We start from the raw sequence: 13,124 nt of genomic DNA, 5'->3' as shown, positions 1-13,124 counted from the left end.
GGGGCCTCAGCCCTGCCCGGCAACCTCCTGCCGGTGCAGGACGCGGGGTCGCGACACCAGTAGCTTGTCGATCCGGCGGCCGTCCATGTCGACGATCTCGAACCGCCAGCCGAGCGCGGTGAAGACCTCGCCTTCCTCCGGCAATTCCTTGAGGTGGGACAGCGCGAAGCCGGCGACCGTGTGATAGCCCTCGTCCGTGGGCAGGGCGACATCGAGCAGATCGCGCAGCTCGTCCACCGGCGTGTCGCCGGCCACGAGATAGCTGCCGTCGTGCCGCTGGACCACATGGCGCTCGACATGAACCTCGCCGGGCTCCGATCCGGCTTCCACCGAGCCGGTAATGGCGAGGAGGAGATCGTATCCGGTTACTACGCCAGCCATGTCGCCATACTCGTCCACCACGATGGCCATGGGCACCTCGGCCCCGCGCAGGATGCGCATGGCCTCCAGCGCCCCGACATTCTCCACGATGAAAGGCACGGTCTGCACGTACTGCCGCGGGTCCGGCCGCTCGCCCTTCAGATAGGCGTCGAGGATGCGCTTGGCCTGGATGACGCCGATGGTCTCCTCCGGCGAGCCGTCGCAGGCGGGCAGGCGCGAATGAGGCGTGGTGAGGAGGACATGGCGCACCTCTTCGGCGTCCTTGGAGATGTCCACCCATTCCACGTCGGGCCGCGGCGTCATGATGGCCGTCACCGGCCGGTCGGCCAGCCGCATGACACCAGAAATCATGCGGCGCTCGGCCGGATCGATGACGCCGGCGGTCTCCGCCTCGGTGATGATGGCGCGGATCTCCTCGTCGGTGACCGAACTGGAGCGATCGCCCCGCCGGCCAAGCAGCGCCAGCACGGCACGGGTCGAAGCGTCCAGCAGCCAGACGGCCGGGGCCGCGACCTTCGACAGGCCGATCATAAGCGGCGCGAGGACGGAGGCGAGCGGCTCGGCATTTTGGAGCGCCAGCCGCTTGGGGATGAGTTCGCCGATCACCAGCGAGACATAGGTGATGGCGGCCACCACCGCCGTATAGCCCAACGGATGGGCGACGCTGACTGGCAGGCCGGCCCCCTCCAGCGCCAGGCCGAGCTGGTCGCCCAGGCTTGCACCGGAAAAGGCACCGGCCAGGATGCCGATCAGCGTGATGCCGATCTGAACCGTGGACAGAAAACGCCCGGGGTCCTCACCCAGCTTGAGCGCTGCCTTCGCGCCCTTGTTGCCGCGGTCCGCAAGGGACTGCAGGCGGGCCGGCCGGGAGGAAACGATGGACAATTCCGCTGCTGCAAGAACCGCGTTGAGCAACACCAGAACGATGACGATCAGGATCTCGAGTAAGGGCATGGCGGGGAATGAGTGCTCCGTCGGCGCTCCTCATAGCACAGGATGGCCGTGCTGTGTGACGACCGGGCCACAATTGCGCCGTGAGTCGCAGGACGTTTCCTTGCTGCCCGTCCTCGTCTATTGAGCCGGGAGCATCTTTAGGACCCCAGGGCGCCATGTCGTTCAATACCTTCGGCCACATGTTCCGCGTCACCACCTTCGGCGAAAGCCACGGCGTCGCCATCGGCTGCGTGGTGGACGGCTGCCCGCCCAACGTGCGCTTCACCCTCGATGAGGTGCAGGCGGCCCTCGACCGGCGGCGGCCGGGCCAGTCGCGCTTCACCACCCAGCGCCGCGAGCCGGACGCGGTGAAGGTGCTCTCCGGCACCCTGCCCCATCCCGAGGGCGGCCTGGTCACCACCGGCACCCCCATCGCCCTGCTGATCGAGAACGTGGACCAGAGGTCGAAGGATTACGCCGACATCGCTGGCGCCTACCGGCCCGGCCATGCGGATTTCACCTACGACATCAAATACGGCATCCGCGACCATCGCGGCGGCGGCCGCTCCTCGGCGCGCGAGACGGCGACGCGGGTCGCAGCCGGCGCCATTGCCGCGAAGGTGCTGCCGGGCGTGACCGTGCGCGGCGCCGTGGTGCGCATCGGCGAAATCGAGATCGACCGCAGCCGCTGGGACTGGGATGAGGTGGGCAACAACCCCTTCTTCTGCCCGGACCCCGGCACCGTACCGCTGTTCGAGGACTATCTCGACGCCATCCGCAAGGCCGGCTCCTCGGTGGGGGCGGTGATCGAGCTTGTGGCGGAGGGCGTTCCGCCCGGCCTCGGCGCGCCGCTCTATGCCAAGCTCGACGGCGACCTCGCAGCGGCCCTCATGGGAATCAATGCCGCCAAAGGCGTCGAGATCGGCGAGGGCTTCAACGCCGCGCGGCTCACCGGCGAAGAGAATGCGGACGAGATGCGCCTCGGCAATGAGGGTCGGCCGCACTTCCTCGCCAACCATGCCGGCGGCATCCTCGGCGGCATCTCCACCGGCGCGCCCATCGTCGCGCGATTCGCGGTGAAGCCGACCTCCTCGATCCTCACCCCGCGCCAGACCGTGGACCGGACGGGGCAGGAAGCGGACATCTTCACCAAGGGCCGCCACGACCCGTGCGTCGGCATCCGCGCCGTGCCGGTGGGCGAGGCCATGGTGTGGTGCGTGCTGGCCGATCACCTGATCCGCCATCGCGGACAGGTGGGCCAGAGCCCGGCCTGGCCGTTCCCTGAAGGATGACGGCGGAGGCGGCATGACGCGGAGAGGCCACCTCCCTCGCCTCCTGCTGGCGGCGTCCCTGCTCCTCTGCGCGCCCGGCCCGGCGCTCGCCTGCGGGCCGGAGGCGCTGGGCACCGCGCGGGTGATGGAGATCGCCCCCAAGGGCCTGCGCGTCGGCAAGAAATCCTTCCCCGATACCTTGCCGCTGGCGCCGAAGGAGGTCGTGCTGACCTTCGACGACGGGCCATGGCCGACCACCACGGCCGCCGTGCTCGACGCGCTGAAGGCGGAATGCGTGCGCGCCACCTTCTTCCTCATCGGCGAAAATGCCCGTGCCCGGCCTCAATTGGTGAAGCGGGAACTGGCCGAGGGCCACACCGTCGCCCATCACACCATGACCCATCCGTCGGCGACGCTGGCGAAAATCCCCTTCGACGCCGCTGTGAAGGAGATCGAGCGTGGCTTGGCGGCGGACGATGCGGCCGCCTATGGCGCGGCCGGGACGGCGCCGCGCGTGCCCTTCTTCCGCTTCCCGGGATTCGCCTCGACGCCGCAGCTCTTGGAGTATCTCGACCGCAAGGGCATCGCCGTGTTCGGCGCAGACCTGTGGGCCAGCGACTGGAACGTGATGACGCCGGAGGCCGAGCTGGACCTCGTGATGAAGCGGCTTGAAGCGACGGGCGGCGGCATCGTGCTGTTCCACGACACCAAGCCCTATACCGCGTCAATGATTCCCGCCTTCCTCAAGGCCTTGAAGCAGAACGGCTACAGCGTCGTTCACATGGTGCCCAAGCCAGCCTCCTGATCGGCGATGCGCGGTGAAGGTTCGTCCTCTGTCGCAACGGCATCCAGCGTTTGAGGGAAGCGCTTGTGGCATCTGGGTGTGCATATCCCTCCGCACGAAATGCGGAGACGATGGCATGTCCGATGCACCGCCTGCCCTTATGGTCTTCGCAGGCACCTATGCGGCCATGGTCCTGGTGCCCGGCGCCAACTTCCTGGTGGTCAGCCGCGCCAGCCTCGCGGGCCGGCCCATCGGACTGGCGGCAGCGCTCGGTGTCTCGGCGGGTGCCACGGCCAATGTCACCGCGGTTGTCATCGGCCTCCTCTTCCTGAGCGGCATTAATCCATCGGGCGACCTGGGGTGGCTCCAGCTGGCGTTCTGCCTCCTTTACGCCGTGCTCCTCCTGCGGGCGGGAATCAGCTGCCTGCTTGAGGTCTGGAGCTCACGCGGCCACGCAGGGATGGCACCTCAGGCCGTGGTGCAGCGAACAGGGCGCGAAGCCTTCCGCCTCGGCTTCCTCACGGCAGCGACCAACCCTATGTCGCTGTCGTTCTTCCTGGCCTCGGGCGGACTGCTCGCCGCGGCGGCCGGACGGGAAGCGATGTTCGCCAGCCCCGTGCTGGTGTTTTCCGTGGCCGCCGGTTGGTTCGGTATTCTCGCCCTGCTCTTCTCGGCTCCGCCTGCCCGCCGCCTCTACCTGAAGATGCGCCTGGCGGCGGACACCTGCATCGGCGGCCTGCTCGCCGTCGCAGGCATCCTCGTGCTGCTGCGGGTGTTCTCCCGGCTCTGAGCGACAGATGCGGAAAACGAAAAAGGCCCTCGCCGAAAACCGGAGAGGGCCTTTTTCAAAAGCCAGATCAACCTGGTGCGGACGAGAGGACTCGAACCTCCACGGGTCTCCCCACTAGCACCTCAAGCTAGCGCGTCTACCAATTCCGCCACGACCGCAGTCAGGGATGGCACCGGCCTCAGGTTCCTCGGGAGAGGACCGCTTCCGGCCGGGGGCCATCGTCTAACAGATCGAATGTGCCGCCACAAGTGCCCGGCAAAGGTAAGCTGCACCACAGCGCCCGGCCTGTGGATGACGGTTCCGCGAACCCTGTGACGGCGGGGCTGGACCGGGCGCGCGGATGGATTAAAGCAGTTCGCATGAACGCCAGCGCCCCCCCAGCCGCCACCCGCGCCAGCCTAGAGACCGCCTTCCACCCCAGCGATTCCGCCGCGCCACCGGTGGAGTGGGTGGTGAGTGAGGGGCTCGTCGCCTATCCGGAGGCGCTTGCGGCCATGGAGGCGCGCGTCGCGGCCATCGCCGATGGTACGGCGGCCGAATGCGTCTGGCTGCTGGAGCACCCCCCGCTCTACACCGCCGGCACCAGCGCGCGGCCGGAGGACCTCGTGGACGCGCGATTCCCCGTCTACGAGACGGGCCGGGGCGGCCAGTTCACCTATCACGGTCCCGGCCAGCGGGTGGCCTATGTGATGCTCGACCTGAAGCGCCGGTCGCCGGACGTGCGGCGCTATGTGAGCGCGCTGGAGGCGTGGATCATCGGCACCCTATCCGCCTTCAACGTCACCGGCGAACGGCGTGAGGACCGGGTGGGCGTCTGGGTCAGGAGGAAGGGCGGCGGAGAGGACAAGATCGCCGCCATCGGCATCCGCGTGCGCCGGTGGGTGACCTTCCACGGCATCTCGCTGAACGTGGAGCCGGACCTTTCCCACTTCGGCGGCATCGTGCCCTGCGGCGTGAGGGAGCACGGCGTCACCAGCCTCGCCGACCTCGGCCTGCCGGTGACCATGGCCGAGGTGGATGCGGTGATGCGGGTGGCGTTCGAGGAGGTGTTTGGGGAAACGGTGCCAGGCAAGCCGCTCGGCTAAGGGCGGAAGCCATTCGGCCTCCCCTCTCCCCTTGGGGGAGAGGGGCCGGGGGTGAGGGGTAAGATTCTCTTCGCGCAAGCAACGCCGGCTCGTGGGGCACAATACCCCTCACCCCTACCCTCTCCCGCAAGGGGAGAGGGAGTTAGGGTCGCCCGGCGACAGCGCGCTTCTCCCCCTCTCTGAGAGAAGCGAAACCCCTCAGATCCCCAGCTTCGCCTTCAGGATATCGTTCAGCGCCTGGGGATTCGCCTTGCCGCCGGAGGCCTTCATGGCCTGGCCGACGAACCAGCCGAGCATGGTGGGCTTGGCCTGCACCTGGGCCACCTTGTCCGGATTGGCGGCGATGATCTCGTCCACCACCTTCTCGATGGCGCCGGTGTCGGTCACCTGCTTCATCCCGCGGGCCTCGACCACCACGCGCGGGTCGCCGCCCTCGGTGAAGACGATCTCGAACAGGTCCTTGGCGATCTTGGACGAGATGGTGCCCTCGGCGATGAGGTCCAGGATGGCGCCGATCTGGTGGGGCGTCACCGGCGAGGAGGTGATGTCCTTCCCCTCCTTGTTCAGCCGGCCGAACAGCTCGTTGATGACGAAGTTGGCCGCCGCCTTGCCGTCGCGCTTGGCGCCGCCGCCTTCCACCACCTGCTCGAAATAGTCGGCCGTCTCGCGCTCGGCCACCAGCACGCCGGCGTCGTAGGGCGAGAGGCCGTAGTCGGCGATGAAGCGGGCCTTCTTCTCGTCCGGCAGTTCGGGCAGGTCGGCCTTCAGCGCCTCCACCCACTCGGCCTTGATGTCGAGGGGCAGGAGATCCGGGTCAGGGAAATAGCGGTAGTCGTGCGCCTCTTCCTTGGAGCGCATGGACCGCGTCTCGCCCTTGCCGGGATCGAACAGGCGGGTTTCCTGGGCGATGGTGCCGCCGTCCTCGATGATCTCGATCTGCCGGCGGGCTTCCGCCTCCACCGCCTGGCCGATGAATCGGATGGAATTGACGTTCTTGATCTCGCAGCGGGTGCCGAGCGGGCCGCCGGGCCGGCGCACGGAGACGTTCACGTCGGCGCGGAGATTCCCTTTCTCCATGTCGCCGTCGCAGGTGCCGAGATAGCGCAGGATGGTGCGCAGCTTGGTCACATAGGCCTTCGCCTCGTCCGCCGAGCGCAGGTCGGGGCGGGAGACGATCTCCATCAGCGCCACGCCGGAGCGGTTGAGGTCCACGAAGGAGAGGGTCGGCGACAGATCGTGGATGGACTTGCCGGCGTCCTGTTCCAGATGCAGGCGCTCGATGCCCACGGTGAAGCTCTCGCCGTCCGGCAGGTCGACGATCACTTCGCCCTCCCCCACCACGGGCTGCTTGTACTGGCTGATCTGGTAGCCCTGCGGGAGGTCCGGATAGAAATAGTTCTTCCGGTCAAACACCGAATGCAGGTTGATCTCCGCCTTCAGCCCAAGGCCGGTGCGCACCGCCTGCGCCACGCACTCCTTGTTGATGACGGGCAGCATGCCCGGCATGGCCGCATCCACCAGCGACACATGGTCGTTCGGCTCGCCGCCGAAGGCGGTGGAGGCGCCGGAGAACAGCTTGGCATTGGAAGCGACCTGGGCATGCACTTCCATGCCGATCACCACCTCCCAATCGCCGGTGGCGCCGGAAATGAGCTTCTTGGCCTCCGAGGGCCGGGTGTGAAGGGTCATGGTCGTCCTATCGTCGTGCGCGGATGGCCTACGCTGCCTGATCCTTGCGGCAGCGCCGCAATCTGGTCGGTGTCGTACCCCTAGGCGACATAGCAGGCAACGGCCATGGGGTGCCGCAAGGTCAAGATACACTTTGTTACACTAAGTTATCGGCGCCTCATTTCACCCGCAAAACCGCCGCGCTCCCGCTCTCAGTATACCCAAATTCCGCTCTGCCCGCCTTTAGATTGGGCCCCGGGCTTGTAGGAGTAGGGCAGATGAGGCTGGCGGGGGTCTCCGTCGTCCGCGATGAAGCGGATATAATCGAAGCTTGGGTGCGTCATAATCTATTTTTCTTAGACCACCTTTACATTGTAGACGACGGGAGCACGGACCAGACCACTCGCATCCTCGACATCCTGGTCTCCGAAGGTCTTCCCGTATCGGTGACTTCTGAAAAGTCACTGGCGGCTTATCATCAGGGCGAGCGCACCACGGCCCTCATCGCCTACGCAATGGCAGCATCATCCTGGGACTTCGTTTTCCCGCTGGATGGCGATGAGTTCATTGTCGCCGAGGACCGTGCAGCCCTTGAGACGGACCTCGCAGCCATCGGTGGCTACCGGCTCGGCGGGCTGAACCCGCGTCACTACCTGATGACCGAGCAGGACGATCTCGAAGAGCCCTGCCCGCTCACCCGGCTGCGGCATGTGGCGGTGCATGAACCCTACATTTTCAAGGTGATCGTGCCGGGCGCGCTCGCCTGCGAGCGCGGCTTCGCCATCGTCGATGGCAACCACCGCGCCACCAAGTGGGATGTCACCCTGCCGACCACACTGCTTCCCAACGTCCAGCTCGCCCATTTCCCGGCCCGCTCGGAAGCGCAACTGGTGAGCAAGGGCATCGCCGGCTATCTCCGCTGGACCGCGCGGACGGACTTTTCCCATGGGGCGCCGGACCGGCTCCTCGAAGGGGTCGGCATCCTGAAGGAAGAGGACGACATCAAGGTGCGCGCCATCGGCCGACTGGCCGAGGCGCTGGGCGCCGACCGGGGCGGCCGCACGGCGCGGCTGCAGCCCTTCGTCGAACGCAGGGGCGAGGTGCGTTATCCCGAACTGGCGCGTATCTTCCCCTACCGCAGGGTGCTCTCGGCGACCGACGATCTCGTCCATGCCTTCAAGGCAGCGCTCGACGAGAACAGGGAACTGCGGCAGGGCGGCGCGACGTTCCAGTCCCGCCTCTTCGGGGCATTCTCACGGCATCAGAAGTCGCTGCGCAGACGCCTCACGGCGCTCCGCCACGGCCAGGATGTGCCCAAAGAACCGATTGGATACTATTGAGCCGAGCGGCTCCGGTGGCCCGCCTCAGAGCTTGGTCGCCCGCTTGAGCTGCTGCGGGCAGCTTTTCTCGAAACTGTCTTTGGCGCCAAGCGCCTGAGGACTGGGGGCGCCGATGCCGCGGTAACACGCGGGGCGGGGGATCTTTCGCGGGTGCGGAACCGGAGCAAGGCCCCGGTTCCGCTTGGAAGCGATCTCAGCTCTTCCACCACAGGTCTTCGACCGGGAAGCGGCCCGCCGCCTCCTCTATCACCTCGGCGAGGGAGAACAGCGTCTCTTCCTCGAACGGCCGGCCAATGAGCTGAAGGCCCAGCGGCAAACCATCGGCGGAAAGGCCGGCGGGAACGGAGATGCCCGGCAGGCCGGCCATGTTCACGGTTACGGTGAACACGTCGTTGAGATACATCTCGACCGGATCAGCCTTCAGCTTCTCGCCGATGCCGAAGGCGGGCGAGGGCGTCGCCGGGGTCAGCACGGCATCCACGCCCTGCGCGAAGGCGAGGTCGAAGTCGCGCTTGATGAGGCTGCGCACCTTCTGCGCGCGCAGGTAATAGGCATCGTAATAGCCGGCGGACAGCACATAGGTGCCGATCATGATGCGGCGGCGCACCTCCGGGCCGAAGCCGGCGGCGCGGGTGTTCTCGTACATCTCCACCACGTCCCTGCCCGGCACGCGGGCGCCGTAGCGCACGCCGTCGTAACGGGCGAGGTTGGACGAGGCTTCCGCCGGAGCGACGATGTAATAGGCCGGCAGGGCGTACTGCGTATGGGGCAGCGAGATGTCGACGATCTCGGCGCCGGCCTCTTCCAGCCACTTGGCGCCCTCGCGCCAGAGGGTGTCGATCTCGTCGGCCATGCCGTCCATGCGGTATTCGCGCGGAATGCCGATCTTCTTGCCCTTGATGGAGGCCCCGACCGCCTCTTCATAGTCCGGCACCGGCCGGTTGACGCAGGTGGAATCCTTCGGGTCGTAGCCGGCCATGGAGCGCAGCAGCACGGCCGCGTCGTTCACCGTGCGGGCGAAGGGGCCGGCCTGGTCGAGGGACGAGGCGAAGGCGACGATGCCCCAGCGCGAGCAGCGCCCATATGTGGGCTTGATGCCCACCGTGCCGGTGAAGGCGGCGGGCTGGCGGATGGAGCCGCCGGTGTCCGTCCCGGTCGCGCCCGCGCACAGGAAGGCCGCCACCGCCGCCGCCGAGCCGCCGGACGAGCCGCCGGGCACGATGGGAGTGTCGTCGCCGTCGCGGTGCCAGGGCGACACAACCGGCCCGAAGGCCGAGGTCTCGTTGGACGAGCCCATGGCGAACTCGTCGTTGTTCAGCTTGCCGAGCATCACCGCGCCGTCCCGCCACAAATGGGAGGTGACGGTGGACTCGTACTGCGGCACGAAGTTCTCGAGGATCTTCGAGCAGGCAGTGGTGCGCACGCCCTCGGTCGCGAACATGTCCTTGATGCCGAGGGGAATGCCCTCCAGCGGCCCGGTATCGCCGGAGGCGATGCGCTTGTCGCTCTCGCGCGCCATCTCCAGCGCGATGTCCGGCGTCTCCAGCACATAGGCGTTGAGGGGACGCGCCTCCTCCATGGCCTTCAGATAGGCCTCGGTGAGTTCCACGGAGGTGAACTCGCCCTGGGCCAGCCCCTCGCGCGCCTGGGTGAGGGTGAGCTTGGTGAGCTTGGTCATTCCACCACCTTCGGCACGGTAAAGAAGCCACCCTCGGCGTCGGGGGCGTTGGCGAGCACCTTCTCCGGGCAGTTTCCGTCGGTAACGGCATCCTCCCGCATGGGCAGCTCCACGGGAACGACGCTGGTCAGCGGCTCGACCCCGGAGACATCGAGATCCGCCAGTTGCTCGACGAAATCGAGGATGGCGTTGATCTCGTTCTGAAGATGGCCGAGTTCCTCCTCGCGCACCGCGATGCGCGCGAGATGGGCCACCCGGCGGACTGTCGCCTGATCGACGGACATGAGTACGCTCCCAAAAGCTGCCCGCCGCTATAGCAAGGGGTATGCCGCGGTGGAAGGGTTTGGCTTGGGGGGCCCGATCAGACCGGCGCAGCGCATGAGCGCATGCCGCATCGAATGATGCTACTATTCGTGCCTAGAGAACTCACCAAAGGCTAACTCCAAATGCGGACGACCCTCGCCATAGATGACGAGCTCCTCTCGCGGGCGCAGGCATTGACCGGAGTGACCGAAAAGTCCGCCCTGGTGCGCGAGGCGCTGAAGGCGCTGATCGCACGAGAGAGCGCATTGCGCCTCGCACGTCTCGGCGGGAGCGAGCCCCAGCTGACGCCGATCCGCCGACGCCGGCCCGACGAATGATTCTGGTCGATACCTCCGTCTGGATCGACCACTTTCGCCAGGGGGATATGAGGCTGCAGCAGGTGCTGGCGGCGGGCGCCGCGATATTGCACCCCTTCGTCATCGGCGAACTGGCACTTGGAAACCTGCGCCGGCGGGACGTCATCCTGGAAGCCCTCGCAGCATTGCCGCAGGCTACCGTTGCCGAAACGGAGGAAGTGCTCGGCCTGATAGCGGCCGAGGCTCTCTATGGTCGAGGGATTGGCTACGTAGATGCGCACTTGGTCGCTGCGGTCCGATTGACGCCCGGAGCGGTTCTTTGGACTCGCGACAAGCGATTGGCAGCCGTCGCAGAACGCCTGGGAATCGCGTTCCAAACGTGACCCCCTTGCCCCGCCCGCCAATTCCTCTAACCCTCGCGCATGGCAGATACGCCCCTCCCCGCCCCCGTCGGTCCGCTCTCGGACATCGCCGCCCTGCTGCCGCCGCGCGGGGCGCTGATAGGGCTTGATCTCGGCACCAAGACCATCGGCGTCGCCGGGTCCGACCCCGACCGGCGCATCGCTACCGTGATCGAGACGGTGAAGCGCACGAAATTTACCGCCGAGGCCCAGCGCCTCGTCGCGCTGGCTGATGAACGGCGGGCGGTGGCCTTCGTGCTCGGGCTGCCTTTGAACATGGACGGCAGCGAGGGGCCGCGCGCGCAGGCGAGTCGGGCCTTCGCCCGCAATTTCGCGCGGCTCGCGGGACGGCCCATCGCTTTGTGGGACGAGCGCCTGTCCACGGCCGCCGTGGAGCGGGCGCTGATCTCGGCCGATATGAGCCGCGCACGCCGGGCCGAGGTGGTGGACCAGCACGCGGCGGCCTTCATCCTCGACGGCGCCCTGGGCTTTCTCGCCCGTCTCGCGGAGAACGCGACAGGAACCGAGTTCGAGGACTGATTCGGTCCACTTCAGTTCCCCGCAGGTTCACATGGCGGCGCCGTGGCGTCCCGATTCGGGACGGTGACGCTTTCCTTCTCGCGGCCACGGGCCTAAAGCGATCGCGCGGCGCATTCCTACCGTCGCGGAGGAATAATTGCCTGCGGCCAAACCGCGGGCACGGTAAGCGTCTGCCCCATGAGCCTCATCATCACGGCCCTCGTGCCGGTCTTCCTCATCATCGCCCTCGGTGCCGTCCTGCGCCGCATCCTGCTGAAGGATCCGGCCCATTGGGCGGCGCTGGAGAAGCTCACCTATTTCGTGCTGTTTCCCGCGCTGCTGGTGGTCTCGGCGGTAAAAGCGGACCTGAGCACCGTGAACGTCATCGCGGTAGCCGGGGCGCTGATCGGCACGGTGGTACTGCTCTCGGTCCTCATCCTCATCCTGCACAAGCCGCTCATTGCAGCGCTGGCGGCGGACGGGCCGGGCTTCACCTCCCTGTTCCAGGGCGCGGTGCGGTGGAACACCTACATCGTGCTGGCGGTGGCCGGGGGCCTTTACGGCGCGGCGGGAATCACCATCGCCGCCATCGCGCTCGTCGCCATGATTCCCGTGGTGAATGTGATCTGCGTTCTGGTGCTCGCCTCCTTCTCGGGCCGCCATCCGCCGACCTTCGCCTATGTGGCGGAACAGCTGGCGCGCAATCCCTATATCTGGGCCTGCTCGGCGGGGGCGCTGCTGAACGCGACCGGGTTTCCCGTCCCGAAGGTGATTCTGGAGTTCGGCGACATCCTGGGCCGCGCCTCGCTGGCGCTGGGGCTGCTGGTGGTGGGCGGCGGCCTCATTCTCGACCGGCTGAAGCGGCTCCGGCCCATCGTGTTCGCCAGCCTCGCGCTGAAACTGCTGGTGAAGCCGGCGATCGGCCTCGCTTTGGCGCTGGCGTTCGGCCTCAGCGGCACGGAGTTGGTGGTGGTCGCGATCACTGCTGCCGTGCCGTCAGCGCCCAACGGCTATGTGCTCGCGCGGCAGATGGGCGGCGATGCGCCGCTTCTCGCGGAGATTTTGACCGTCCAGATCATCGGCGCCGCCATTACCCTGCCGCTGGTGGTGACCATCGCCAAGATGCTGGCGTAACGAATGGAAGGGGCGGCCGAAAACCGCCCCTGAGCCATTCAGCCGTTCCTCAGCAGGGGGAGAAATAGCCCTGCCCGCCGGGGCCGGTGGCGATCCAGCAGCTGCGCGGGCGCGGCGGCGGTGCGGGTTCCAGATAGACGCGCGGCGCGGGCTGGTAATAAACGACCGGCGGCTGCTCGTAATAGACGACCGGGGGCGGCGGGGGCGCGGCCGCTGCGCCGGCAATGGCCGCCGCACCCAGCACGCCGATGGCGACGCCGGCCCCCAGCGCAGCGCCGTTGCCGCAGTTCCAGCAGCCGCCGCGATAATAGCGGCCGCGATACCAGTAGCCGACATCGGTGGCGGTCGCGGCCTTGGCCGGAGCCATGGCCAGCGCGCCGGTGCCGATGGCTGCGGCATGGCCCGTGGCAACGCCACCGGTCAGCAGCACGGCGACGCCGAGCGCCATGAGGCTTGTCCGCTTGAGAATGGACATGACGAGTAACTCCCAACCTCCCGGGGCGACGGTCTTTGGGCTCGC

General features: G+C 67.3%; 14 protein-coding genes and 1 tRNA gene. 9 read left to right on the top strand and 6 right to left on the bottom strand.

All coding sequences use genetic code 11. The annotated features are described in order from the left end of the window. Window positions 1-6: 6 nt before the first annotated feature. Window positions 7-1,335, bottom strand: a complete 1,329-nt coding sequence (locus J2126_RS23295; protein WP_209489159.1) for a hemolysin family protein — start codon at window positions 1,333-1,335, stop codon at window positions 7-9. 155 nt (window positions 1,336-1,490) lie between these two features. On the opposite strand from J2126_RS23295, the gene aroC reads away from it, so the two are divergent. From aroC to J2126_RS23280, 3 genes are all read left to right on the top strand, one after another. Further along, window positions 1,491-2,606, top strand: a complete 1,116-nt coding sequence (gene aroC, locus J2126_RS23290; RefSeq protein ID WP_209489158.1) for a chorismate synthase — start codon at window positions 1,491-1,493, stop codon at window positions 2,604-2,606. Between the two features lie 13 nt (window positions 2,607-2,619). Next, the gene (locus J2126_RS23285; protein ID WP_209489157.1) at window positions 2,620-3,390 is read left to right on the top strand and encodes a polysaccharide deacetylase family protein; all 771 of its coding nucleotides are present in this window, start codon (window positions 2,620-2,622) and stop codon (window positions 3,388-3,390) included. A 115-nt stretch (window positions 3,391-3,505) separates the two neighbouring features. Beyond that, the gene (locus J2126_RS23280; protein WP_209489156.1) at window positions 3,506-4,159 is read left to right on the top strand and encodes a LysE family transporter; all 654 of its coding nucleotides are present in this window, start codon (window positions 3,506-3,508) and stop codon (window positions 4,157-4,159) included. Between the two features lie 73 nt (window positions 4,160-4,232). On the opposite strand, the gene J2126_RS23275 is transcribed toward J2126_RS23280, so the two are convergent. Beyond that, window positions 4,233-4,317, bottom strand: a tRNA-Leu gene (locus J2126_RS23275). Window positions 4,318-4,518: 201 nt separating this feature from the next. Here J2126_RS23275 and lipB point away from each other — a divergent pair. Further along, entirely contained in the window at window positions 4,519-5,244 is a 726-nt protein-coding gene (lipB, locus tag J2126_RS23270) for a lipoyl(octanoyl) transferase LipB (protein WP_209489155.1), read from the top strand. Window positions 5,245-5,442: 198 nt separating this feature from the next. Here the strand turns inward: lipB and gatB are convergent, their stop codons facing one another. Next, window positions 5,443-6,933, bottom strand: coding sequence for an Asp-tRNA(Asn)/Glu-tRNA(Gln) amidotransferase subunit GatB (gene gatB, locus J2126_RS23265; protein WP_209489154.1), 1,491 nt, complete (start codon window positions 6,931-6,933; stop codon window positions 5,443-5,445). Window positions 6,934-7,190: 257 nt separating this feature from the next. Between gatB and J2126_RS23260 the strand changes: the two genes are divergently transcribed. Beyond that, window positions 7,191-8,252 carry a glycosyltransferase family 2 protein gene (locus tag J2126_RS23260; protein WP_209489153.1) on the top strand — a complete coding sequence of 354 codons (1,062 nt, stop codon included), beginning with the start codon at window positions 7,191-7,193 and terminating at the stop codon, window positions 8,250-8,252. A gap of 193 nt (window positions 8,253-8,445) precedes the next feature. On the opposite strand, the gene gatA is transcribed toward J2126_RS23260, so the two are convergent. Together gatA and gatC are read right to left on the bottom strand one after the other, a co-directional pair. Continuing rightward, the gene (gatA, locus tag J2126_RS23255) at window positions 8,446-9,930 is read right to left on the bottom strand and encodes an Asp-tRNA(Asn)/Glu-tRNA(Gln) amidotransferase subunit GatA (protein ID WP_209489152.1); all 1,485 of its coding nucleotides are present in this window, start codon (window positions 9,928-9,930) and stop codon (window positions 8,446-8,448) included. Next, window positions 9,927-10,214 (bottom strand): Asp-tRNA(Asn)/Glu-tRNA(Gln) amidotransferase subunit GatC, encoded by a 288-nt coding sequence (gene gatC / locus J2126_RS23250; RefSeq protein ID WP_209489151.1) that lies wholly within the window; start codon window positions 10,212-10,214, stop codon window positions 9,927-9,929. The genes gatA and gatC overlap by 4 nt, the downstream gene beginning before the upstream one ends. Window positions 10,215-10,376: 162 nt before the next feature. On the opposite strand from gatC, the gene J2126_RS23245 reads away from it, so the two are divergent. The 4 genes from J2126_RS23245 (at window position 10,377) to J2126_RS23230 (ending at window position 12,604) form a co-directional block, all read left to right on the top strand. After that, window positions 10,377-10,571 carry a type II toxin-antitoxin system VapB family antitoxin gene (locus J2126_RS23245; protein WP_209489150.1) on the top strand — a complete coding sequence of 65 codons (195 nt, stop codon included), beginning with the start codon at window positions 10,377-10,379 and terminating at the stop codon, window positions 10,569-10,571. Beyond that, window positions 10,568-10,933 (top strand): type II toxin-antitoxin system VapC family toxin, encoded by a 366-nt coding sequence (locus tag J2126_RS23240; protein ID WP_209489149.1) that lies wholly within the window; start codon window positions 10,568-10,570, stop codon window positions 10,931-10,933. Before J2126_RS23245 ends, J2126_RS23240 begins: the two co-directional genes overlap by 4 nt. Before the next feature lie 39 nt (window positions 10,934-10,972). Continuing rightward, the gene (gene ruvX / locus J2126_RS23235; RefSeq protein ID WP_209489148.1) at window positions 10,973-11,491 is read left to right on the top strand and encodes a Holliday junction resolvase RuvX; all 519 of its coding nucleotides are present in this window, start codon (window positions 10,973-10,975) and stop codon (window positions 11,489-11,491) included. A 177-nt stretch (window positions 11,492-11,668) separates the two neighbouring features. Beyond that, the gene (locus J2126_RS23230; RefSeq protein WP_209489147.1) at window positions 11,669-12,604 is read left to right on the top strand and encodes an AEC family transporter; all 936 of its coding nucleotides are present in this window, start codon (window positions 11,669-11,671) and stop codon (window positions 12,602-12,604) included. Between the two features lie 49 nt (window positions 12,605-12,653). On the opposite strand, the gene J2126_RS23225 is transcribed toward J2126_RS23230, so the two are convergent. After that, a complete protein-coding gene (locus J2126_RS23225; RefSeq protein WP_209489146.1) occupies window positions 12,654-13,079 on the bottom strand; it encodes a hypothetical protein in 426 nt (141 codons plus the stop codon). Between the last annotated feature and the right edge of the window lie 45 nt (window positions 13,080-13,124).

The sequence above is a fragment of the Xanthobacter flavus genome (genome assembly GCF_017875275.1).
GTDB lineage: Bacteria > Pseudomonadota > Alphaproteobacteria > Rhizobiales > Xanthobacteraceae > Xanthobacter > Xanthobacter flavus_A.
The sequence above is the reverse complement of the archived record's forward strand: the minus strand, read 5'-3'. Positions and strand labels throughout refer to the sequence as shown.

Excerpts from the sequence above, each read along its gene's own strand:
- gatB (WP_209489154.1), bottom strand. The coding sequence starts at position 6,933 with ATGACCCTTCACACCCGGCCCTCGGAGGCCAAGAAGCTCATTTCCGGC.
- J2126_RS23280 (WP_209489156.1), top strand. The coding sequence starts at position 3,506 with ATGTCCGATGCACCGCCTGCCCTTATGGTCTTCGCAGGCACCTATGCG.
- gatA (WP_209489152.1), bottom strand. The coding sequence starts at position 9,930 with ATGACCAAGCTCACCAAGCTCACCCTCACCCAGGCGCGCGAGGGGCTG.
- aroC (WP_209489158.1), top strand. The coding sequence starts at position 1,491 with ATGTCGTTCAATACCTTCGGCCACATGTTCCGCGTCACCACCTTCGGC.
- gatC (WP_209489151.1), bottom strand. The coding sequence starts at position 10,214 with ATGTCCGTCGATCAGGCGACAGTCCGCCGGGTGGCCCATCTCGCGCGC.
- J2126_RS23295 (WP_209489159.1), bottom strand. The coding sequence starts at position 1,335 with ATGCCCTTACTCGAGATCCTGATCGTCATCGTTCTGGTGTTGCTCAAC.
- lipB (WP_209489155.1), top strand. The coding sequence starts at position 4,519 with ATGAACGCCAGCGCCCCCCCAGCCGCCACCCGCGCCAGCCTAGAGACC.
- J2126_RS23285 (WP_209489157.1), top strand. The coding sequence starts at position 2,620 with ATGACGCGGAGAGGCCACCTCCCTCGCCTCCTGCTGGCGGCGTCCCTG.
- ruvX (WP_209489148.1), top strand. The coding sequence starts at position 10,973 with ATGGCAGATACGCCCCTCCCCGCCCCCGTCGGTCCGCTCTCGGACATC.
- J2126_RS23230 (WP_209489147.1), top strand. The coding sequence starts at position 11,669 with ATGAGCCTCATCATCACGGCCCTCGTGCCGGTCTTCCTCATCATCGCC.
- J2126_RS23260 (WP_209489153.1), top strand. The coding sequence starts at position 7,191 with ATGAGGCTGGCGGGGGTCTCCGTCGTCCGCGATGAAGCGGATATAATC.
- J2126_RS23240 (WP_209489149.1), top strand. The coding sequence starts at position 10,568 with ATGATTCTGGTCGATACCTCCGTCTGGATCGACCACTTTCGCCAGGGG.
- J2126_RS23225 (WP_209489146.1), bottom strand. The coding sequence starts at position 13,079 with ATGTCCATTCTCAAGCGGACAAGCCTCATGGCGCTCGGCGTCGCCGTG.
- J2126_RS23245 (WP_209489150.1), top strand. The coding sequence starts at position 10,377 with ATGCGGACGACCCTCGCCATAGATGACGAGCTCCTCTCGCGGGCGCAG.